Origin of the sequence: Paenibacillus sp. SORGH_AS_0306 (genome assembly GCF_030819345.1) — a bacterium.
GTDB lineage: Bacteria > Bacillota > Bacilli > Paenibacillales > Paenibacillaceae > Saccharibacillus > Saccharibacillus kyungheensis.
The window spans coordinates 3256775-3277500 of sequence record NZ_JAUTBP010000001.1 but is presented as its reverse complement, the minus strand read 5'-3'; the positions used below and the strand labels follow the sequence as shown (position 1 = coordinate 3277500).

General features: G+C 40.9%; 16 protein-coding genes, 10 tRNA genes and 2 rRNA genes (1 of these 28 cut by a window edge). All 28 read left to right on the top strand.

Annotation, left to right across the window (positions count from 1 at the left end; genetic code table 11):
* Positions 1-882: ribosomal RNA gene (locus tag QE450_RS14225) — 23S ribosomal RNA — on the top strand (it extends 2042 nt beyond the left edge of the window).
* A 62-nt stretch (positions 883-944) separates the two neighbouring features.
* Positions 945-1061, top strand: a 5S ribosomal RNA gene (gene rrf, locus QE450_RS14220).
* 52 nt (positions 1062-1113) lie between these two features.
* A tRNA-Asn gene (locus tag QE450_RS14215) sits at positions 1114-1189 on the top strand.
* A gap of 3 nt (positions 1190-1192) precedes the next feature.
* A tRNA-Ser gene (locus QE450_RS14210) sits at positions 1193-1284 on the top strand.
* A 100-nt stretch (positions 1285-1384) separates the two neighbouring features.
* Positions 1385-1456, top strand: a tRNA-Glu gene (locus QE450_RS14205).
* 12 nt (positions 1457-1468) lie between these two features.
* Positions 1469-1544: transfer RNA gene (locus QE450_RS14200), tRNA-Val, on the top strand.
* 26 nt (positions 1545-1570) lie between these two features.
* A tRNA-Met gene (locus tag QE450_RS14195) sits at positions 1571-1644 on the top strand.
* Positions 1645-1651: 7 nt separating this feature from the next.
* Positions 1652-1727, top strand: a tRNA-Asp gene (locus QE450_RS14190).
* A gap of 53 nt (positions 1728-1780) precedes the next feature.
* Positions 1781-1855: transfer RNA gene (locus QE450_RS14185), tRNA-Gly, on the top strand.
* Positions 1856-1875: 20 nt separating this feature from the next.
* A tRNA-Arg gene (locus QE450_RS14180) sits at positions 1876-1952 on the top strand.
* A gap of 15 nt (positions 1953-1967) precedes the next feature.
* A tRNA-Leu gene (locus tag QE450_RS14175) sits at positions 1968-2047 on the top strand.
* A 10-nt stretch (positions 2048-2057) separates the two neighbouring features.
* Positions 2058-2131, top strand: a tRNA-Pro gene (locus tag QE450_RS14170).
* Positions 2132-2625: 494 nt separating this feature from the next.
* Positions 2626-3129: a crossover junction endodeoxyribonuclease RuvC gene (gene ruvC, locus QE450_RS14165; protein WP_069329817.1), complete on the top strand. Its 504-nt coding sequence runs from the start codon at positions 2626-2628 to the stop codon at positions 3127-3129.
* The gene (ruvA, locus tag QE450_RS14160; protein WP_307299972.1) at positions 3126-3740 is read left to right on the top strand and encodes a Holliday junction branch migration protein RuvA; all 615 of its coding nucleotides are present in this window, start codon (positions 3126-3128) and stop codon (positions 3738-3740) included. The genes ruvC and ruvA overlap by 4 nt, the downstream gene beginning before the upstream one ends.
* A gap of 285 nt (positions 3741-4025) precedes the next feature.
* A complete protein-coding gene (gene ruvB / locus QE450_RS14155) occupies positions 4026-5045 on the top strand; it encodes a Holliday junction branch migration DNA helicase RuvB (protein ID WP_069329815.1) in 1020 nt (339 codons plus the stop codon).
* A gap of 447 nt (positions 5046-5492) precedes the next feature.
* Positions 5493-7604: a SpoIID/LytB domain-containing protein gene (locus tag QE450_RS14150; protein WP_307299964.1), complete on the top strand. Its 2112-nt coding sequence runs from the start codon at positions 5493-5495 to the stop codon at positions 7602-7604.
* Positions 7605-7612: 8 nt separating this feature from the next.
* Positions 7613-8641, top strand: a complete 1029-nt coding sequence (gene queA, locus QE450_RS14145) for a tRNA preQ1(34) S-adenosylmethionine ribosyltransferase-isomerase QueA (RefSeq protein WP_301262709.1) — start codon at positions 7613-7615, stop codon at positions 8639-8641.
* A 153-nt stretch (positions 8642-8794) separates the two neighbouring features.
* The gene (gene tgt / locus QE450_RS14140; protein WP_204822964.1) at positions 8795-9934 is read left to right on the top strand and encodes a tRNA guanosine(34) transglycosylase Tgt; all 1140 of its coding nucleotides are present in this window, start codon (positions 8795-8797) and stop codon (positions 9932-9934) included.
* A gap of 85 nt (positions 9935-10019) precedes the next feature.
* On the top strand, positions 10020-10334 hold the full coding sequence (yajC, locus tag QE450_RS14135) for a preprotein translocase subunit YajC (protein ID WP_204822965.1): 315 nt from the start codon (positions 10020-10022) through the stop codon (positions 10332-10334).
* Positions 10335-10463: 129 nt separating this feature from the next.
* The gene (locus tag QE450_RS14130) at positions 10464-11786 is read left to right on the top strand and encodes an ArsB/NhaD family transporter (protein ID WP_307299956.1); all 1323 of its coding nucleotides are present in this window, start codon (positions 10464-10466) and stop codon (positions 11784-11786) included.
* 103 nt (positions 11787-11889) lie between these two features.
* Positions 11890-12174 carry a post-transcriptional regulator gene (locus QE450_RS14125; protein ID WP_204822967.1) on the top strand — a complete coding sequence of 95 codons (285 nt, stop codon included), beginning with the start codon at positions 11890-11892 and terminating at the stop codon, positions 12172-12174.
* 152 nt (positions 12175-12326) lie between these two features.
* Positions 12327-13799 carry a protein translocase subunit SecD gene (gene secD / locus QE450_RS14120; protein ID WP_273613360.1) on the top strand — a complete coding sequence of 491 codons (1473 nt, stop codon included), beginning with the start codon at positions 12327-12329 and terminating at the stop codon, positions 13797-13799.
* On the top strand, positions 13789-14697 hold the full coding sequence (gene secF, locus QE450_RS14115) for a protein translocase subunit SecF (protein WP_274172049.1): 909 nt from the start codon (positions 13789-13791) through the stop codon (positions 14695-14697). The genes secD and secF overlap by 11 nt, the downstream gene beginning before the upstream one ends.
* A 73-nt stretch (positions 14698-14770) precedes the next feature.
* The gene (locus QE450_RS14110; RefSeq protein ID WP_274172050.1) at positions 14771-15754 is read left to right on the top strand and encodes a cation diffusion facilitator family transporter; all 984 of its coding nucleotides are present in this window, start codon (positions 14771-14773) and stop codon (positions 15752-15754) included.
* An 11-nt stretch (positions 15755-15765) separates the two neighbouring features.
* Entirely contained in the window at positions 15766-18171 is a 2406-nt protein-coding gene (gene recJ / locus QE450_RS14105) for a single-stranded-DNA-specific exonuclease RecJ (RefSeq protein ID WP_301262712.1), read from the top strand.
* 50 nt (positions 18172-18221) lie between these two features.
* On the top strand, positions 18222-18740 hold the full coding sequence (locus QE450_RS14100; protein ID WP_204822972.1) for an adenine phosphoribosyltransferase: 519 nt from the start codon (positions 18222-18224) through the stop codon (positions 18738-18740).
* A gap of 246 nt (positions 18741-18986) precedes the next feature.
* Positions 18987-19484, top strand: coding sequence for a cation:proton antiporter regulatory subunit (locus QE450_RS14095; RefSeq protein WP_273613356.1), 498 nt, complete (start codon positions 18987-18989; stop codon positions 19482-19484).
* Between the two features lies 1 nt (position 19485).
* Entirely contained in the window at positions 19486-20679 is a 1194-nt protein-coding gene (locus tag QE450_RS14090) for a cation:proton antiporter (RefSeq protein ID WP_307299948.1), read from the top strand.
* Positions 20680-20726: the final 47 nt, after the last annotated feature.

Sequence of the window (20726 nt, the reverse complement as noted above, 5' to 3'; positions counted from 1 at the left end):
GTGAAATTTTAATACCTGTGAAGATGCAGGTTACCCGCGACAAGACGGAAAGACCCCATGGAGCTTTACTGCAACTTGATATTGAACTGGGGTGCGATTTGTACAGGATAGGTGGGAGCCGTAGACATCGGAGCGCAAGCTTCGGTTGAGGCGCCGTTGGGATACCACCCTGATCGCATTTGAGTTCTAACCTCGTACCGTGATCCGGTACAGGGACCGTGTCAGGTGGGCAGTTTGACTGGGGCGGTCGCCTCCTAAAGTGTAACGGAGGCGCCCTAAGGTTCCCTCAGAATGGTTGGAAATCATTCGAAGAGTGTAAAGGCATAAGGGAGCTTGACTGCGAGACAGACACGTCGAGCAGGGACGAAAGTCGGGCTTAGTGATCCGGTGGTACCGCATGGAAGGGCCATCGCTCAACGGATAAAAGCTACCCTGGGGATAACAGGCTTATCTCCCCCAAGAGTCCACATCGACGGGGAGGTTTGGCACCTCGATGTCGGCTCATCGCATCCTGGGGCTGAAGTAGGTCCCAAGGGTTGGGCTGTTCGCCCATTAAAGCGGTACGCGAGCTGGGTTCAGAACGTCGTGAGACAGTTCGGTCCCTATCTGTCGTGGGCGTAGGAAATTTGAGAGGAGCTGTCCTTAGTACGAGAGGACCGGGATGGACGCACCGCTGGTGTACCAGTTGTTCCGCCAGGAGCATCGCTGGGTAGCTACGTGCGGAAGGGATAAGCGCTGAAAGCATCTAAGCGTGAAGCCCCCCTCAAGATGAGATTTCCCAGTATGTAAGACCCCTTGTAGACGACGAGGTTGATAGGTTGGGGGTGGAAGTGCCGTAAGGCATGGAGCTGACCAATACTAATCGGTCGAGGGCTTATCCAATAAGCTAACACGCGATGTTTTCGTTTTCGGATTCAGTTTTCAGGGAGCAACACACCTGCCCGTTTGGTAATGATGGCGGAGGGGTTCCACACGTACCCATCCCGAACACGACCGTTAAGCCCTCCAGCGCCGATGGTACTTGGACCGCAGGGTCCTGGGAGAGTAGGACGTTGCCAAGCGAAGCAAGACGATTGACCGTTTCGAGGAGTGATCCGGCGAGACGGTGACTATTCCCTGATAGCTCAGTTGGTAGAGCACTCGACTGTTAATCGAGTTGTCACAGGTTCGAGTCCTGTTCGGGGAGCCATATGGAGAGGTGTCCGAGTTGGCCGAAGGAGCACGATTGGAAATCGTGTAGGCGTCACAAGCGTCTCGAGGGTTCGAATCCCTCTCTCTCCGCCAGAGGCCGTTTTATTACAGCCACTAGCCTAGAATATTAGTTGTAAATGGACTTGTTCTAAAAGTAATAAGATGTTAGTATGTAAAGTATCTGTTTTATTGTGGCCCGTTGGTCAAGTGGTTAAGACACCTCCCTTTCACGGAGGTAACAGGGGTTCGAGTCCCCTACGGGTCATATTACTTCTTTGGAGATTTAGCTCAGCTGGGAGAGCATCTGCCTTACAAGCAGAGGGTCGGCGGTTCGATCCCGTCAATCTCCACCATAGAATTTTATAGTAAGTATTAATGACGCGGGGTGGAGCAGTCCGGTAGCTCGTCGGGCTCATAACCCGAAGGTCACAGGTTCAAATCCTGTCCCCGCAATTAATCTGGAACCGTGGTGTAGGGGTTAACATGCCTGCCTGTCACGCAGGAGATCGCGGGTTCAAATCCCGTCGGTTCCGCCATTTTCTTTTAAAGAAATTGGTTCGATCATAGACTTTGTAATTCATATTATACTGCGGACGTGGCTCAGCGGTAGAGCATCGCCTTGCCAAGGCGAGGGTCGTGGGTTCGATTCCCATCGTCCGCTCCAATATTTTCTAAATTTTATATGCGCCCTTAGCTCAGCTGGATAGAGCGTTTGACTACGAATCAAAAGGCCAGGAGTTCGAATCTCTTAGGGCGCGCCATTTTTATCTTGATTGGCCGGTGTGGCGGAATTGGCAGACGCGCGCGACTCAAAATCGTGAGGGAAACCGTGGGGGTTCGAGTCCCTTCACCGGCATATTATTTATCGGGACGTAGCTCAGCTTGGTAGAGCACCTGGTTTGGGTCCAGGGGGTCGCATGTTCAAATCGTGTCGTCCCGATACTAAAAAACCATTGATCGTAATGATCAATGGTTTTTTTATGTTCATTTATATTCGTTTTAATTTGCTTATGATAAATAGTTATAAGAATAATATAAAGCTTGCTATAGCATCTACTGTATCGAATTACATCTACTGATATAGATGAATTATACGTACATATTTATAGTTATGATTTTAATAAGAATAACTTAACCTAGCTTTGAAATAGAATAGATTTTATTGAAATGAAATTTTGTTATTTTATTAACTCAAGTGGATTTATATTTGCTATAATGAAATGAAAGAGATACATATGTTCGCCTATTTAGCTTTACTTGAATATATGATTAAGATGATGAATAGTAGTAAGCCCTATAATAAATTACTCTCTATCATCAGTAAGAACTCATTTTATTTATTTGGAAAACAGAATATATGTATTCATTATGATTACTATTTTATTTATAAAAAGAGTATTAATATTTATGTAATAGAACAAGGGAGAGATCGATTTGCGTGTAATGGGAATTGACCCCGGAATTGCGATTGTTGGTTTTGGGTTTATAGATAAAAATGGAAGTAAGTTGACTCCTGTTCAATATGGTTGTATTCAGACAGAAGCTCATACACCTGATGAAGATAGATTATTGCATGTATATGAAGGTACTGTACAACTAATTGAGAAGTATCAACCAGATACGGTTGCTTTTGAAAAACTATTTTTTAACCGTAACGTAACTAATGCGATGTCTGTGAGTCAGGCGCGTGGCGTGATGATCTTAGCAGCTAAACAGAAGGGTTTGCCTATTGCAGAATATACACCAATGCAAGTAAAACAAGCTGTTGTAGGGTATGGTAAAGCTGAAAAAAGGCAAGTTCAAGAAATGATTCGAATGTTTTTGAATTTGCAAAAAATCCCGAAACCTGATGATGTCGCTGATGCATTAGCTGTAGCTGTATGTCATGCTCATTCTTATTTGCTAAATTCGAAGATAAATGAGGTATTGAAAAAATGATTGATTTTTTGCGCGGGCCGATAGTGCATTTAGAAAATGAATATGTGGTTGTAGATATGCAAGGAATCGGGTATCGCGTATTTTGCCCTAACCCTTATGCATGGATGAAAGAGACCGGTGAAGTCACCATTTATATTCATCATCATGTACGTGAAGATGCAATTCAATTATTTGGATTCCCTACACGTGATGAACAGAAATTATTTCGCAAATTGATTGAAGTATCTGGTATTGGTCCACGTGTAGCTCTTGGTATTCTAAGTGGTGGTAGCCCTGAAGGGGTTGTTACTGCTATTTATCAAGAAAATATTACGTTTTTGACCAAACTGCCTGGGATTGGTAAAAAGACTGCACAACGTATGATTCTGGATTTGAAAGATAAATTGGGTGGTATTGGTGATTCTATTATTGCTACAGGATTATTTGCTCTACCAACGACTAGCACTACTTCTGGAGAAGTATGGCCTGAAGTACGTGATGGATTGAAAGCTCTGGGGTATACGGATACCGAATTGGATCGAATCTGGCAAACGTTGAAACACGAAGTATTCCCTGACGATACAGCCGATGATGTTATGAAGAGAGCATTAAAAATGTTATATACTGGTTAACCTCATTACTATGCTAAAATACATTGGAATAATAGAAATTCGATCTATTTTGGTATATTTGGGAACAAAGCTAATAGAGTTGAAAGTTTATTTCTATTTTGCACATATGATGAATATTATAGTAATTGAGATCAAGGGATACTATTTAAAAAAAGGCATTCTATGAACTTATCTTTTGCTAAATATTTATATTAGAATAGCTATGGTATATTTAAAGATAGTGGTAATGAAATTTTAAAAAGATTTAAAAAGACAGGTAGAACAGATGAAGGGGAGCGAATAAAGATGACGGATGACCGCATCATATCTGCTAACTTGATGATGGAAGACCAAGCGGTGGAACTGAGTCTACGTCCCCGTTACCTTTCAGAATATATCGGGCAAACTCGGATTAAAGAAAATATGAAAATTTATATTGAAGCTGCTAAGTTGAGAGGCGAGGCGTTGGATCATGTTCTTTTATATGGCCCCCCAGGGTTAGGTAAAACTACACTTGCTAACATTATTGCCAATGAGCTTGGTGTCAACTTAAGAACAACTTCGGGGCCTGCTATCGAGCGTCCTGGTGATCTAGCGGCTTTGCTGACTAATCTGCAAGATGGGGATGTATTGTTTATTGATGAGATTCATCGATTACATCGGTCTGTAGAAGAAGTCTTGTATCCGGCTATGGAAGATTCGGCGCTTGATATTATGATTGGTAAAGGACCTAGTGCTCGTTCAGTACGTTTGGACTTGCCGCCATTTACATTGATTGGTGCAACAACACGTGCAGGTTTGTTATCTGCTCCTTTGCGTGATCGATTTGGAGTTGTGAGTCGGCTGGAATTATACACAGTCGATGAACTTTCCTTTATTGTAAGCCGGGGATCAGAGATACTTGGTATTGATATTGTAGGCGATGCAGCAGACGAGATTGCACTTCGTGGTAGAGGAACACCTCGTATTGCTAACCGTCTACTCAAACGTGTACGGGATTATGCACAGGTACGTGGTGATGGGATTATCACACCTGAGATTGCAGACGAAGCATTGGATATGTTACAAGTCGATCCGCGAGGATTGGATCAGATTGATCATAAAGTATTGCAAGCGATGATTCATAATTTCCGCGGTGGTCCTGTAGGGTTGGACACTATCGCTGCCACTATCGGTGAAGAAGGTCAAACGATTGAAGATGTATATGAACCCTATCTGCTTCAGTTAGGATTCCTACAACGTACTCCACGAGGACGTATTGTTACGCCTATGGCTTATGATTATTTGGGGATACCTATGCCAGATCATTTGAATGGAAAAGCATAAAATTGAATGAATCGAAAAGGCTGGTTATTTGTAGAGAGCAAGATGCTATAAATAGTCAGTCTTTTTTTGCGCTCAAAGAAGTTACTTACTGTTCAGCTATCCGTATAATTTTGGAGTGTTGAGTGTTGAGTGTTGAGTGTTGAGTGTTGAGTGTTGAGTGTTGAGTGTTGAGTGTTGAGTGTTAGACGTTGTAAGTTAAATAGAGCAATTTTAAATATGTAGTGTAGTAATATAGATATAATTTACAACAAATATAGACGGAGAAAGACAGGACTAGGAAATAGAGGAATTGAATATTAAAACATTTTGAATTAAGAAGACTGGAGTATGATTAATCGCAAGGATTTTGAGAGAATTTCGGTGCAAACCAAGTCATTTGGACTACTTATGCGTATAATGGATAAGAGTGTCGATGTATAAGTATGGACTCAAGAAAGGAACAAGTGAATGAATGTGACTACAAATGTAAATACAACGTTGAAAAAATGGAAGCAAACATTATGGCTTTTGCCTGTAGTGATACTTTTAGCAGGAACATTGCCTCAATCTTCTTATGCAGCAACACCATCTGTCGATAATGAAAAAGTGCGTGTAGGGCTATTTTTAGATGTGGGGAATACATATTCTTCAATAGTCCCTGTAGTTAATGTGAAATCCGCAGGGAGTCTTAGTGTAGGTCAATCGAATAATGGAGTAGTTGATTCTTGGTTATCTATTGGCAATCAAGCAAGCTTTGGTATTGATGGCTATCGGGTGAAAGTATTGGAAACGGCTGATTTTGCTACAGCGGTGGCAGGGATCAAATTATTACAATCGACAAGTGACAAACCTATCGTATTCTCAGCTTCCAAAAATGGTGGCACCGTATATCAATTGTATACAGGGATGTATTCTTCTAAAGCGGCTGCTACGAATGGAGCTTCTCGTGTAGCTTCTACAGTAAGGTCTATTTTGAATGGTCAGACACCTGCGGTAAAAGGTGGTTTCCATTTGTCTGCGGGAAGTTATGCAACTGAAGCACAAGCGAATGCTGGACTTGCTGCTGTCAGTGCAGCTGGATTGGATGGATTTGTCGCTATTACTAAAAGTGGCGGAGCTCTCGCTTACAATGTATGGGTAGGGGAAGAAGCAGATGCGGCTTCTTTGGCAAGTATCAAATCAGTTGCAGCAACAGCATTACCTGATGTCACACTCACTACTGTAAATAGTACACAAGCGGCGCTTATTAAACGTACAAATGTGACTTCAAGTATTACTAGCCCTTCACCGGTTGATCATTATATGGTTAGTGGAACAGATGTCAAAATGATGTTACAAGGAAACGATTCAGGAACTCAAGTGACTGAACGTTCTGCTCGAACATATCGTGGTGATTTTGAAATAAGTAATTATAACGGTCAACTGGCATGGATTAATGTTTTGCCTATGGAAGAGTATCTGTATTCGGTAGTCGGTGGCGAAGTATCTGCTTCATGGCCAGCAGAAGCTTTGAAAGCTCAAGCAGTAGCTGCACGTAGCTATGCTAGATTTCAAGAGCAAGGTTCTAAATTTAAAATAGCAGATGTGGTAGATACTACACTGAGTCAAGCGTATAACGGTGTGAGTGCAGAAGATAAACGAATCATTTCAGCTGTTGATGCTACAGCAGGTGAAATCGTCACAAAAAATAATAAAGTGATTGAGGCGATATTTTCTGCCAATAGTGGCGGGGCTTCAGCTGACCCTTCTGAAGTATGGAACGGCGGTGGAGACGTATTTGTGAGTGTGGTATCAAAAGAAGATGCGGCTTCACAAGCTGCGCTTAAAAATTGGTATCATGTATTATTAGATAACGGAAAGTCTGGTTATGTACGTGAAGATAATGTAAAATTATCAGGCAAGAAAACATCGGCTGGACTAGACTATATGACAGTTACTGCTAAAAATACAAATGTGCGTCCTTTACCAGTGGTACAAAGTAATGTATCTATGGTAGGTCAAATGAATCCAGGTGATCAAGCTGTTGTGTTAGAATTATTACCTGAGTCCAATAGCTATCAGTGGATACGTGGCCCTTTTACTTCGGCGCAAATACTGGCAACGTTAAAAGGTAAAACAACCGCAAGCTTACCATCTACCATCACTTCTATTCAGGTTTCTCAGCGTGGTCCTTCTGGACGTGTTACTGAAATCAAAGTGAATGGAGCTGTTGTGAAAGTGAAGTATCCAGATGTGTTCCGTTCTGCACTCAATAGTCTACCAAGTACATTATTTGATGTGGTAAATACAGCAAATTATGTAGTTGTAGGTTCAAATAATGATCAAAATGAAATGCCAGCTGCCGGAACTGTTATTTTAGGAGCTTCAGGACAGGGAACAGGTTCAAGCTCAACGGTGATTTTAAATGGTGATGGTGTAGCTAGAGTGACTGAAGCAGGTGGATTTTTATTTACAGGTAACGGGAATGGTCATGGATTAGGTATGTCCCAATGGGGCGCTAAAGGTATGGCTGACAAAGGATCAAATTATAAACAAATCTTGCAACATTATTATAACAATGTGCAAATTACGAAGGGGTAAGTAGAACCATGAAAGTAGATGTATATGATTTTGAATTACCAGAGCATTTGATTGCTCAAGTTCCATTGCAAGATCGAACAGCTTCACGCTTGCTTACTTTAAACAAACAAACAGGTGAAGTCAGACATCAGCATTTTGGTGAAATTTTAGATTATTTACATGAAGGCGATACATTGATTTTGAATGATACACGTGTAATTCCAGCTCGTCTATTTGGGATCAAACGTGATACAGGTGCTAAAGCAGAAGTATTGTTATTAACTCAACTGGAAGGTGATCGTTGGGAAGCACTAGTAAAACCAGGTAAAAAGCTGAAAAAAGGCGCTGTAATTGATTTTGGCGGTGAGCTGGAAGCCGTGATTGAAGAAGAATCGGATATGGGGATGCGTGTATTGTCTTTCCGATATGAAGGTATTTTTCAAGAAATTCTAGATCGTCTAGGAGAAATGCCACTTCCTCCATATATTAAAGAAAAGCTAGATGATCGTGAACGTTATCAGACGGTATATGCAAAACATGAAGGTTCCGCAGCTGCACCAACAGCCGGGCTTCATTTTACAAAAGAATTGTTAGATCAAATTGCAGCCAAAGGTGTACAGGTAGGCTTTGTGACTTTGCATGTTGGATTAGGTACATTCCGTCCTATGTCTGTCGAAACGGTTGAAGAACATGTGATGCATGAAGAGTTTTACTCATTGTCTGCTGAGACGGCTCAATTGCTAAATGAAACGAAAGCGCGCGGTGGCCGTATTATTGCTGTAGGGACAACTTCTGCACGTACATTGGAAACTGTAGCTCGTGAAGCAAAAGGGCAATTGATCGAAGCTTCTAGTGGCTGGACGCAGATTTTTATTTATCCAGGGCATGAATTTGGTCTGGTTGATGCAATGGTTACGAATTTTCATTTGCCTAAATCTACCCTGGTCATGTTGGTCAGTGCATTAGCTGGACGAGAGCATATTATGGATGCTTATCAGCAGGCAGTAGCTGAGGAGTATCGCTTTTTCAGCTTCGGCGATGCGATGTTTATTTATTAGAAAATGATTGTATTTCATAGGGATGCTCCCGTATAATTAACTGTTGATGAACGTTGTTGTAAGCTATATCTATAGTGACGTTAACAGGATAAGCTAACTTAGTGATAAGACTGACTATCCTATTTTATAAGCAGAAGGATGAGAACCAATACTATGGCTGGACCTATTACGTACGAACATATCAAAACTTGTAAGCAATCAGGAGCACGTCTTGGACGTGTTCATACTCCGCATGGAGTTATTGAAACACCTGCTTTTATGCCTGTAGGTACACAAGCAACAGTCAAAACGATGAGTCCAGAAGAATTAAAACAGATGGATGCGCATATTATTTTGAGTAATACGTATCATTTGTTTCTTCGTCCAGGACATGATTTGATTCGTGATGCTGGTGGGTTACACAAATTTATGAACTGGGATCGCCCAATTTTGACAGACAGCGGTGGATTCCAAGTATTTAGTCTGAGCGATATGCGTAAAATTAGTGAAGAAGGTGTTCATTTTAAATCGCATTTGAATGGAGATAAGTTGTTCTTATCCCCTGAAATTGCAATGGATATTCAAAATTCATTAGGTTCGGATATTATGATGGCATTTGATGAATGTCCTCCATATCCTGCTGAATATGAATATGTGAAAAAGTCACTTGAACGTACGACTCGCTGGGCAGAACGTTGCCTTGAAAGTCATGGTCGTCCACATGATCAAGGGCTGTTTGCAATCGTTCAAGGTGGGATGCATGAAGATCTACGTAAACAAAGTGCACTTGATTTGACTTCGATGGATTTCCCGGGGTATGCTATTGGTGGACTGAGTGTAGGTGAGCCTAAAGACTTGATGTATCAAGCTTTGGATTTCACTATACCGTTTCTTCCGCACAATAAGCCACGTTATCTTATGGGTGTCGGTTCGCCTGATGCTTTGATCGAAGGATCGATTCGTGGAGTAGATATGTTCGATTGTGTGTTGCCTACAAGGATTGCACGCAATGGTACAACCATGACTAGTGAAGGACGCGTAGTGGTACGTAATGCAAAATATGCACGTGATTTTGGACCACTTGATCCGAACTGTGATTGTTATACGTGTCGGAATTATTCCCGTGCCTATCTGCGTCACCTCATCAAAGCAGACGAGACATTTGGTCTACGATTGACCACTTATCACAATCTGCATTTCTTATTGAATCTGATGAAAAATGTACGTCAAGCGATTATGGATGATCGTCTTCTGGACTTTAAAGAAGAGTTCTTCACGCAATATGGACTACATGATAATGATAAAGGGTTCTAAAAAAACGGTATGTACATGACATCCATCGAAAACGATATGATATTGTTTTTCGATTAATGGTTGATAAGAAAAAGGGGGAAATAACATGTTTGAAACAGCAGCAGCTGCAGGTGGAACAGGCGGTATCTGGGGAGCAATCCTTCCATTTGTATTTATGTTCGTTATTTTTTACTTCTTACTGATTCGTCCGCAACAAAAGAAACAAAAGCAACGTAAAATGATGTTAAATACGTTGTCTAAAGGTGATAAAGTGGTAACGATCGGTGGATTGCACGGTACGATTGCTGAAATCACAGACGATATCGTTGTTTTGCGCGTAAACGATGTTACTAAATTAACATTTGATCGTGCTTCAATCAGTCATGCAACAGGCGAAAAAGCACCTGTTTTGACTAAATAATTACGTGTATTGATCCTTAATAATAATGTTTACATCGAAGCGGGCCTGATTAACAGGTCCGTTTTTTGCTTGAAGATGATATATTGAAGTAGATAGGATAAACATAAAGTATGAATAAGGAGGTGCAATATGCAACCGACAGCGTTGATGAGTTCATGGCAGCCTGTGGCAGCGATTGTGATCTTTTTGATCATATATGCAGTTTGGATGACCGATCGGATCAGTAGAGCGTTAGTTGCGTTAGCAGGAGCTCTGATTTTTCTTGTGATTGGTATTGTGCATTGGCAAGATGCTTATATGATGCATATCCAGTGGAATACGATCTTTCTCTGGATCGGTATGATGCTCATTGCGGCTGTGATGAATCGAAGTGGCTTGATACCGTATGCAGCGATCTATAGTCTGAAATGGACAAAAGGTGGGCCTGTACGGGTTATGCTTTTGCTGACTTGTTTGACTGCTATTGGTTCAGCACTGTTAGATAGTGTCACGATGGTATTATTGATCGTACCGGTCACATTTGTGATCACTCGTAAATTAGAGCTGAATACTGTTCCTTTTTTGATTGCTGAGATTTTGGTGAGTAATCTGGGCGGTGCTGCGACATTGATTGGGCATCCGGTGAATATTTGGATCGGATCGGCTAATCCTCAGTTGACCTTTAATTTATTTCTGACAGTACTTGGACCTATTGTACTTATATTATTAATTGTAAATGTAGGACTGTTATTGTTGTTTTATCGCAAATCATTCCGTCAACACTCACTCAAGGCTCCACTGCAACATTTGGAGGAAGAAGCGCGTTCTTATATTCAGAACCCTCGTCGCGCAATAGCGATATTGATTATATTTATAGTGACGTTGCTTGCGTTTGTAAGTCAGAACTGGATAGGCATTGAGACTCCTGTGATTGCTTTAAGCGGCGCTGTATTGATGCTGTTAGTTAGTACTCGATCCCAGTGGCGTACTGGCGAAATCTGGCGTGAGATCGAATGGGAAACCGTTTTGTTTTTTATCGGGCTATTTATATTGGTAGGCGGTCTAGTCGATACAGGATGGATTAGTCTGGGAGCTACACAATTATTAGAATTAACGAATGGCAATCTGGGATTTGCAGCGATGATTATATTGTGGATAACAGGTCTGGTATCTGCGGCGATTGATAATATTCCATGGGTTGCGACGATGATTCCTTTAATTCAAGAAGCAGGAGTGCAAATGAATGCAGATGCGCCTGCTGTGCTTAACCCTCTCTGGTGGGCTTTATCCCTAGGTGCTTGTATTGGTGGAAATGGCACATTAATCGGTGCTTCTTCCAATCTATTAGTCGCTGCTATAGCTCATCGTGAAAAACATCATTTTAGTTATATGGAATTTTTGAAAGTAGGATTACCATTAACACTTATTTCTTTGGCAATAGCTTCTGCTTATCTTTATTTTATTATCTTGTGAATGTAGCAGGAGATTCCAATTCAATGCAGAATTACTTAATGTTGAGCATGGACAAATAAAAAAATAGACAGGGTAATCAAGTGTGGGAAGGAAAGGTGCTCCAATGGCGATGGAAGAATTGACCAATGCCGAGCTTACTGAAGTGATTGAGACATTATGCGAAAGTAAAGCAGAAGAATTTCGTCTGCTTGGCTACGAAAATGTGACTTCAGATGAGATATGGGATTGCCTCGGCCACAAATATGATAAGCAGGGGATGCCCAAACTTCATGAGTTGGTTAGTGACATTTTGTCGATGAGGGTAAATCAGTTTATGAATTATGTAACAATGTCATCTTATAAAAGCGCACCAGATACTTGGAACCAGGCACCGTTGGATCAATCATAAACTGTTGAATAACAGCATGAACCAATGATAAGCTGGAGTCGGTACTTTATCGACATCAGCTTGTTTATTTTGCAGACCAGTGGTAAATTGACTGTAATTTGTGCCATCGCTATAATAGGAATATTGAGAATGAAAGGGGAACCACATACGGGATGAAAAGAATCATCAGCTTCGTAGTCGTTATGCTCGTCGTTGCTGGCGTTATTGGCGCAACGACACCGTTATTTAAGGATGTTCGTTTAGGACTGGATCTTAAAGGCGGTTTCGAGATTTTGTATCAGGCTACGCCAACCACGCAGGGGGAACAAGTCACCAGGGAATCATTATTGCAAACAGCAAAAAGTTTGGAACAACGTGCAAATGCTTTGGGTACCAGTGAACCAGAAATTACAACAGAGGGTACAGATCGTATTCGTCTGAAAATTGCTGGAGTTACGGACGAAGCAACCGTTCGCCAAACGATGAAAGAACCAGCGGAATTAACATTCCGTAGCGCAGATGGCTGTACAACAGATTCTTCTGCGAAAAAAGATGAAGCAACAAGCAAATCTACAAGTAGCACTAAAAAATCTGATGCTACGAGTAAATCGACTTCCAAAGACAGCAATGAAGTATCGACTCAATCGGCAGGAGCAACACAAGAAATTAATGTTGATCCAACGACTGGAGAAGCTACAACTGCCCCTGGAGATACATACAATGGCGCAGCAGAGCAGGATCCAGCAGCACAAGATCCGCTTAAAGTATATTGTAAAGTAGAATTGACAGGTAATGATTTCACAGAAAATGGAGCATCTATTTCGTACACTCAACTGAATGAGCCACAAATTGCTATTAAGTTGAAAGATGCAAGCAAATTTGCTGAGATCACTAAACGTTTGACAGGTCAAAACTTAGCTATTTTCCTAAATGATCAATTGCTTTCTGCTCCTAGAGTACAAGGTGAACTTTCAGACGGAACAGCTGTTATTACAGGTACGTATACACAAGAAGAAGCACAACAATTGAAAGACCAGATCAACTTGGGTGCTTTGCCACTTAAATTGACAGAAGTGTATTCACAAAGTGTTGGCGCAACATTGGGTCAACAATCATTGAAAGATACATTGCTTGCAGGTGTTATTGGTTCGATCTTGATCCTGTTATTTATGGCTCTTGTCTATCGTGTGCCTGGTCTAATCGCAGGTTTCTGTATTATTGTTCATACATGGCTGTTGGTTATGATCTTTATTGCAGGCGACTTTACATTAACCTTGCCAGGTATTGCAGCATTTATTCTCGGCGTTGGTATGGGTGTAGATGCGAATATTATTACCTACGAACGGATCAAAGATGAACTTCGTAGTGGTAAGAGCTTATTGTCTGCATTCAAAGCAGGTGGACGTAATTCATTCGGAACAATTATGGATGCTAATATCACAACGATTATTGCTGGTGCTGTAATGTTCGCATTAGGTACAGGGGCAGTAAAAGGTTTTGCATTAGTATTGATTCTTAATATCATAGTAAGTATCTTGACGAATGTGTTCTTCTCTCGCTTCTTGCTATCTTTGCTTCTCAAAGGAAAGATTATTACCAAAGCGAAGTCGTTCGGTGTAAAGGAGAGTGAACGCAGTGCGCTTTAAGTGGAATTATGATTTTATCAAAATCAGTAAGTATTTCTATACGTTCTCGATCATTTTGATCGTACTTGGTATTTTGAGTCTAGCGATCTTCAAATTAAATTATGGCGTTGATTTCCGTTCAGGTTCTAATGTGGATGTCACATTAACAAAACCGATCACAGAAGCTCAAGCCAAACCAGTTATTGAAGCTTTAAAATTGAGTGATGATCCTAGTATTACAATCGGTGATGGACGAATGAATGTCCGTTTCGAAAAAGTATTAAGTGATACTCAAGAAAATCAGTTCAAACAAGCATTTACCAAACAATTGGATAGTGGAGCTTCTTTTGAAGTCAACACTGTAGATCCAGCGATTGCACAAGAATTAGAGCGTAATGCTTTGTGGGCAGTATTAGCTGCAAGTTTGGGTATTATTATCTACATTACGATTCGTTTTGAATGGCGCTTTGCTGTCGCTGCGGTTGTAGCCATGCTACATGATGCATTTATCGTAATTGCGATTTTCTCTATTTTCCGTTTGGAAGTCGATCTTACCTTTATTACAGCGATCCTGACTATTATCGGTTACTCGCTAAATGATACTGTCGTTATCTTTGACCGTATCAGGGAAAATCTACGCTTCTCTAAACAGAAGAAAACTGGTGATGTTAAAACCATCGTCAACAACAGTATTTCTCAAACCATGACTCGTTCACTCAATACAGTATTAACTGTATTTATCGCTTGTGTATGTTTGTTCATATTCGGCAGTGAGTCGATTCGTATGTTCTCATTAGCAATGATTCTTGGTCTTGTATTTGGTGCTTACTCTTCTGTCTTTATTGCTAGCCCATTGTGGTTGTTGCTTAAAAACAGACAAAAACCAAAAGCGAAAACTCCGTCTAAAACGACGGCGTAACATTGCAAGTCCAACATGTTGAAGCCGCGTCCTGTTACAGACGCGGCTTTATGTTGTTTTAGGAGGGGAAATCGTGAAAAACCAAGATATCCATCAAGGAGAAAAGGTGTTTTGGACATCGGTTGTTACGGGACTCGGATTGGCGATTGTCAAAGGAGTTACCGGTTATATTGCTAACAATAAAGCATTGATGGGAGATGCATTATATACAGCTTCTACAGCGGCAAGTAGTCTTGTCGAACGTTTATCCAATCCCAATGGGAATGCAAAACAGCATACACGCCAACATAACAAATTAGCGCAAAATCAACCTCCTGCCAAAACAGGTGCTCCATTTGCTAACTTGATGATAACTGTGCTTTTGTTGTTAGGTGGATTAGAAATTGGCATTTCAGCTATACGAGATATGATGTCTATAGAGACTCCTGATCCTAAGCCGTATGCGATTATTCCTGTATTTTTATCTATTGCTATCAATGAAGCGGTATTCCGTTATCGTTATCGTTATGCGAAAAAGCAAAAAAATGCTCGTCTGGCAGATGATGTAGATAATCACCGTTATTCGTTGTACTCTTCTATTCTGGTACTTGCGGGAATGTTAAGTACAATTGCAGCTTTGGAACTGAATATCGATCAACTGTATTATATCGAACCGATTTCAGCTATTCTGGTGGCTGGTATTGTATGGCGTCAAGGATATCGAATTGCGAAGCATTCTATTTATGGATCACTGGTACAAGAATTGGATCAACAGGATGCTGTAGATTTTATGGATACAGTCCAACGTGTACAGGGTGTGATCACTGTAGAAGAATTAAAAGCACAAGAAGTAGGAGACAGTGTCAAAATCGATCTTAAAATCAGTGTGAATCCACAAATTACGGTTCGAGAAGCGGCAGAAATTTCAGAGTATGCCAAAAATTTATTGTTAAGTCGTTTTGCTCATGTCAGTAGTGTACAGGTACAAGTAGTACCTTATAACGGTGGATATCCGTATAAATCGAATTATGAACTGACACAAAGCAGAGATACATCTGGAAACGGTATGCTTCAATAAGGAGGAACCATATGATTCATTCACAATATCATTGGAATATTCGTCGTCCTGATCAGACGATTTCACAGTCTCTAGCGAACAAGTTGGGCATATCTTCATTAATGTCTACTCTTTTAACCAGTAGAGGCTATACAGAGGAACAACAAGCACTGCATTTTCTTCATGGAAGTCGTGATGATATTCATGATCCGTATTTGCTAGCAGGGATGACAGAAGCGGTCGCACGAATACGTCAAGCTTTAGAACAAAAGGAAAAAATATGGATCTATGGGGATTATGATGCAGATGGTGTATCCAGTACGACCCTTATGATCTATTTGTTGCGTCATTTACAGGCTGACTTTGATACTTATATTCCTCATCGTTCCAAAGAAGGATATGGACTGCATCAACATGCGATCGATCAAGCTCATGCACAAGGCGTAACCTTAATTATTACGGTGGATACAGGTATTAGTGCAGTAGAACAAATTGCTCATGCAGCCCAATATGGTATAGATGTTATTGTTACCGATCATCACGAACCACCTGCTGTGTTGCCACAAGCGTATGCGTTAGTGAATCCGAAGCTACCTTATTGCCCATATCCTTTTAAAGGGTTAGCAGGTGTTGGGGTTGCTTTTAAGCTGGCTCACGCTTTATTAGGTTCTATGCCTGAGCAATGGTTAGAAATCGTCGCTATCGGTACGGTAGCCGATCTGATGCCACTTGAAGGTGAGAACCGCATGATGGTACGTGCAGGTGTAGAAAAAATGAAAAATAGTTCATTTGTAGGGATTACCGCTTTGATGAATGTAGCTGGTATTGAACATGAACAAGTATCGGCTACACATATTGCATTTGCAATGGCTCCACGTATCAATGCAAGTGGACGAATGGAACATGCGATGCGTGCTGTAGAATTGTTGACTACAACAGATGCAGAGCAAGCTGATTATATTTCTCATGAGCTGGATCAATTAAACAAATCTCGTCAGGAGCTTGTAAATACGATCACTCAAGAAGCACATCAGATGGTTGCAAAAGGGTATGAGGGACAGACCAAAGAGATTCCAGATGTGATTGTAGTCGCAGGAGAAGGTTGGAATCCAGGTGTAGTTGGGATTGTGGCTTCTAAATTGTTAGACCGTTATTATCGTCCTACGATTGTATTGGGAATTGATCCCGTAACAGGTCTGTGTAAAGGTTCTGCTCGTTCGATTGACGGATACGATATTTATCAAGCCCTACTGAACTGTGCCGATTTAATGGATCATTTTGGAGGACATCCGGCGGCGGCAGGAATGACACTTCATCGTGATCAATTGGATGCTTTTCGTCACGCTTTGAATGAGCGAGCAGCTACCATCTTAACAGAAAAAGAGTTGGTTCCACAGACGCAAGCCGATTGTGAATGTGAGTTAAGCGAATTATCTTTATCTGCGATTGAAGAATTAGATCAATTGGCTCCATTTGGGATGTCTAATCCATTACCCCGGATTGTGTTGCGCGGTGTTAAAGTGATTCAAGCCAAAACGATTGGTAAAACAGGTACACATCTGCGATTAGTTGTAGAGCAAGGGGATACGATGATAGAAGGTGTTGCTTTTGGTAAAGGAGAACTTGCAGGTTTACTTGCTGAAGGAGATCATATCGATCTGCTCGCCGAAACGAGTATCAATGAATGGCGGGGTAATCGCAAACCTCAATTGATGATTCAGGATATCGCTGTACCGGGCTTACAAATCTGGGATCGTCGTGATTGCAAAGCGATCGATAGTGAATTGACCAAAGTTCGTCAACAATTTGGACGTTATATGGCGATGGAACAAGGACAATGGGCGATATTAAGTGAAGAAGATGAAGATTTATTAAAAAGCCAATTGTGTGATGTATCCCTTTGGGGTTATGATAGAAAGGCTGGCATTATCGCTGGCAATACTATTTCTATGCAATATGGTGCAGAAGCTGTACGCACGTTATGTGTATTGTCTTTACCAGCGCATACAGGGCAATTGGATATGATTTTTGCCCAGTTCACTTCTCTTGAAAATATCATTCTTCTCCATGATAAGCGGCAACAGCAGGAACTTCTGCAAAAACCTGATCGAGATCAATTTAAATTGATCTATGGATGGCTTGTCAAAAGCAATCAGCAATTTGTTCATGAAGATGAGCTTATTCCTTACCTGAGTCAAAAAACATCCAGTTCAATAAGAATGGTACAGCTTATGCTGGAAGTATTCGAGGAACTGGAATTTATTATCCGAGAGCAAGGAAAGGTTACGGTTAATACTTCTCCTTCCAAACGTCCTCTGGATAGTTCGAAGCGGTATCAGGAACTTAGCGAGCTGGCTGAAATGGAATATATGTTATGTGAAAGTGATCTGCCGCAGTTAACATCATGGATGATTTCCCGCATGCAAGGCGCGTCATAACAAAAAAAGTATAGGGTTATACAGGTTTTTATTTTGAGGAGGAGATTTTTTTGGATTTTAAAGAGTATATTCGCGTGATTCCTGATTTCCCGCAAGAAGGAATCAGTTTTAAAGATATCACAACTTTGATGCAAAATGGACCTGTCTACCAACAGTCTATCAATGAATTGAAAAAAATGGTTGAGCATTTACAAATTGATGTGATTGCTGGTCCAGAAGCACGCGGTTTTGTAGTAGGTGCTCCACTTGCTTATGCATTAGGTGTAGCTTTTGTACCTATTCGTAAAGCTGGTAAACTTCCTTACAAAACGATTCAAGCTGATTATGCACTTGAATATGGTCAAGATAGCCTGGCAATGCATGCTGATGCGATCACAGAAGGACAAAATGTTCTGATTGCTGATGACCTACTTGCTACAGGTGGAACTATTGCTACATCTATCAATTTGATTCGTCAATTAGGTGGTAATGTAGTTGGTACAGCATTTATGATCGAGTTGCAAGATTTAAATGGTCGTGAAAAATTACCAGACGTTGATGTGTTCACATTGACACAATATCCGTTCTAAAACAGAGCATTTCCCGGGAAATAAAAAGAATCATATATAAAAAGTGTTGTAAGATCGCCCGATTACCAATAACTATTATTGGTAAATCGGGTTTTTTGGCGTTTTTTGAGCTAAATTGGTCAAAAATGAGTTTTTTTATGAAACCTATTGAATAGAAGCCCGTATAACATTGTAGAAGCATACTGTATGTACAGTTATTTCTGTATCAAATAGTCATGCTATTTTAAAGATAAAGGAGGGGGAAGTATGGCTAACATTCGTGAGACGGACTTACCCGGTATTGGCAGGAAATTTTCAGTAGAAACAGAAGAGAGTGAGAAAATTTCGATTATTGTCCATGAAGATGGGAAGCGAGAGATTTTTCACAATCCACCGGACAGCCCGGAAGAGTATGAGTTGGTCGTTACACTTGGAGATGTAGAAGCTCGTCAAATTGCTAGTATTATTGGTGGAATGAGTTATCGACCTAGTGGACTGGAACAAGCTGAATTATCGTTATCTCAATTAAGTATCGAATGGTACAAATTGAAAAGAAATATGGATTGTCTGGGGAAAACGATTGGCGACTTAGCGATTCGGGAAAATACAGGCACTGTCGTTATTGCAAGTATTGAATCCAGTCGTAAGCAGAAGATCAGTCCAGGGCCAGAATATGTACTGCAAGAAGGATATACACTTGTAGTAGCTGGTGAGCGTAGTGGTATTCAGATTCTTAAGCAATTGCTTGAGAGGGGGTCTGGATAATATGGACTATATTGTTTTTGAGATTGGGATTGCTGTTCTGTTAGTAGCGCTAGCAGGATTACTTGCATCCAAATTGAAGTTCTCGGTAGTTCCTTTTTATATTTTAGCAGGAATGGCTGTAGGACCTCATGCACCGGTATTCGGCATTTTAGATTTTCGATTTATTCAAAGTGCGGAATTGATTGAATTTATGGGAAAGATTGGCGTTATTTTCCTGCTGTTCTATCTGGGACTCGAATTCTCGGTAGGTCGGTTGGTCAAAGCCGGTAAATCAATAGCGATTGGCGGAACGATTTATATTGGAATTAACTTTACACTTGGATTGCTATTCGGTTTTGCTACTGGATTCGGCATCAAAGAAACATTGGTGATTGCAGGGATTACAACGATCTCTTCTAGCGCGATTGTAGCGAAAGTGTTAGTTGATCTCAAACGGACTGCTAATCCAGAAACAGAAATGATCCTCGGCATTATTATGTTTGAAGATGTATTTTTAGCAGTGTATCTGTCTGTACTCTCCGGTCTATTATTAAGTGGAGCGACTTCTATTGGTGGTATTCTTCTATCTGCTGCTCTAGCGCTTGGATATATGTTACTTATTCTAGTCATCGGACGCAAAGCTGTACCGTTATTGAATAAGCTACTCAATATCCCGTCGAATGAAATTTTTATGTGTACTGTATTTGCTGCATTATTTTTAATTGCTGGATTTTCCGAGACGATTCATGTCGCAGAAGCAATCGGTGCTTTGTTAGTAGGGCTTGTTCTTGCCGAAACTTCGCATATGCATCGGATCGAAAAAATTATTTTACCTTTCCGTGATTTCTTTGGCGCATTGTTCTTCTTTAGCTTTGGATTAACAATTGATCCATTGTCATTAGGTGGAAATGCTGTCTGGTTAGCGATCGGCGCTGTAATCTTGACGATGATTGGTAACTACTCGGCAGGAATGTTAGCAGGCAAAACAGCTAACTTGTCACCTAAATCTTCATCCAATGTAGGGCTAACGATTATGTCACGTGGTGAGTTTTCAATTATTGTAGCGAATCTGGGTGCTGCTGGAGGACTGGCTGCGATTTTACAACCGTTTGCTGCAATCTATGTATTAATTTTAGCAATTTTAGGTCCTTTGATGACCAAAGAATCGAAATGGATTCACAATGGAATAGCTCGTATTTTCAGACTCAAAAAATAAGCAAATTATTTTCCTATAACACGTCGAGCGAACAGATGTGAGCGTTA

What these genes read in the sequence shown, in the direction of transcription:
- recJ (WP_301262712.1), top strand. Translation starts at nt 15,766, where the DNA reads ATGATTCATTCACAATATCATTGGAATATTCGTCGTCCTGATCAGACG.
- QE450_RS14130 (WP_307299956.1), top strand. Translation starts at nt 10,464, where the DNA reads ATGCAACCGACAGCGTTGATGAGTTCATGGCAGCCTGTGGCAGCGATT.
- QE450_RS14150 (WP_307299964.1), top strand. Translation starts at nt 5,493, where the DNA reads ATGAATGTGACTACAAATGTAAATACAACGTTGAAAAAATGGAAGCAA.
- QE450_RS14095 (WP_273613356.1), top strand. Translation starts at nt 18,987, where the DNA reads ATGGCTAACATTCGTGAGACGGACTTACCCGGTATTGGCAGGAAATTT.
- yajC (WP_204822965.1), top strand. Translation starts at nt 10,020, where the DNA reads ATGTTTGAAACAGCAGCAGCTGCAGGTGGAACAGGCGGTATCTGGGGA.
- QE450_RS14125 (WP_204822967.1), top strand. Translation starts at nt 11,890, where the DNA reads ATGGCGATGGAAGAATTGACCAATGCCGAGCTTACTGAAGTGATTGAG.
- ruvB (WP_069329815.1), top strand. Translation starts at nt 4,026, where the DNA reads ATGACGGATGACCGCATCATATCTGCTAACTTGATGATGGAAGACCAA.
- ruvA (WP_307299972.1), top strand. Translation starts at nt 3,126, where the DNA reads ATGATTGATTTTTTGCGCGGGCCGATAGTGCATTTAGAAAATGAATAT.
- queA (WP_301262709.1), top strand. Translation starts at nt 7,613, where the DNA reads ATGAAAGTAGATGTATATGATTTTGAATTACCAGAGCATTTGATTGCT.
- QE450_RS14090 (WP_307299948.1), top strand. Translation starts at nt 19,486, where the DNA reads ATGGACTATATTGTTTTTGAGATTGGGATTGCTGTTCTGTTAGTAGCG.
- tgt (WP_204822964.1), top strand. Translation starts at nt 8,795, where the DNA reads ATGGCTGGACCTATTACGTACGAACATATCAAAACTTGTAAGCAATCA.
- secD (WP_273613360.1), top strand. Translation starts at nt 12,327, where the DNA reads ATGAAAAGAATCATCAGCTTCGTAGTCGTTATGCTCGTCGTTGCTGGC.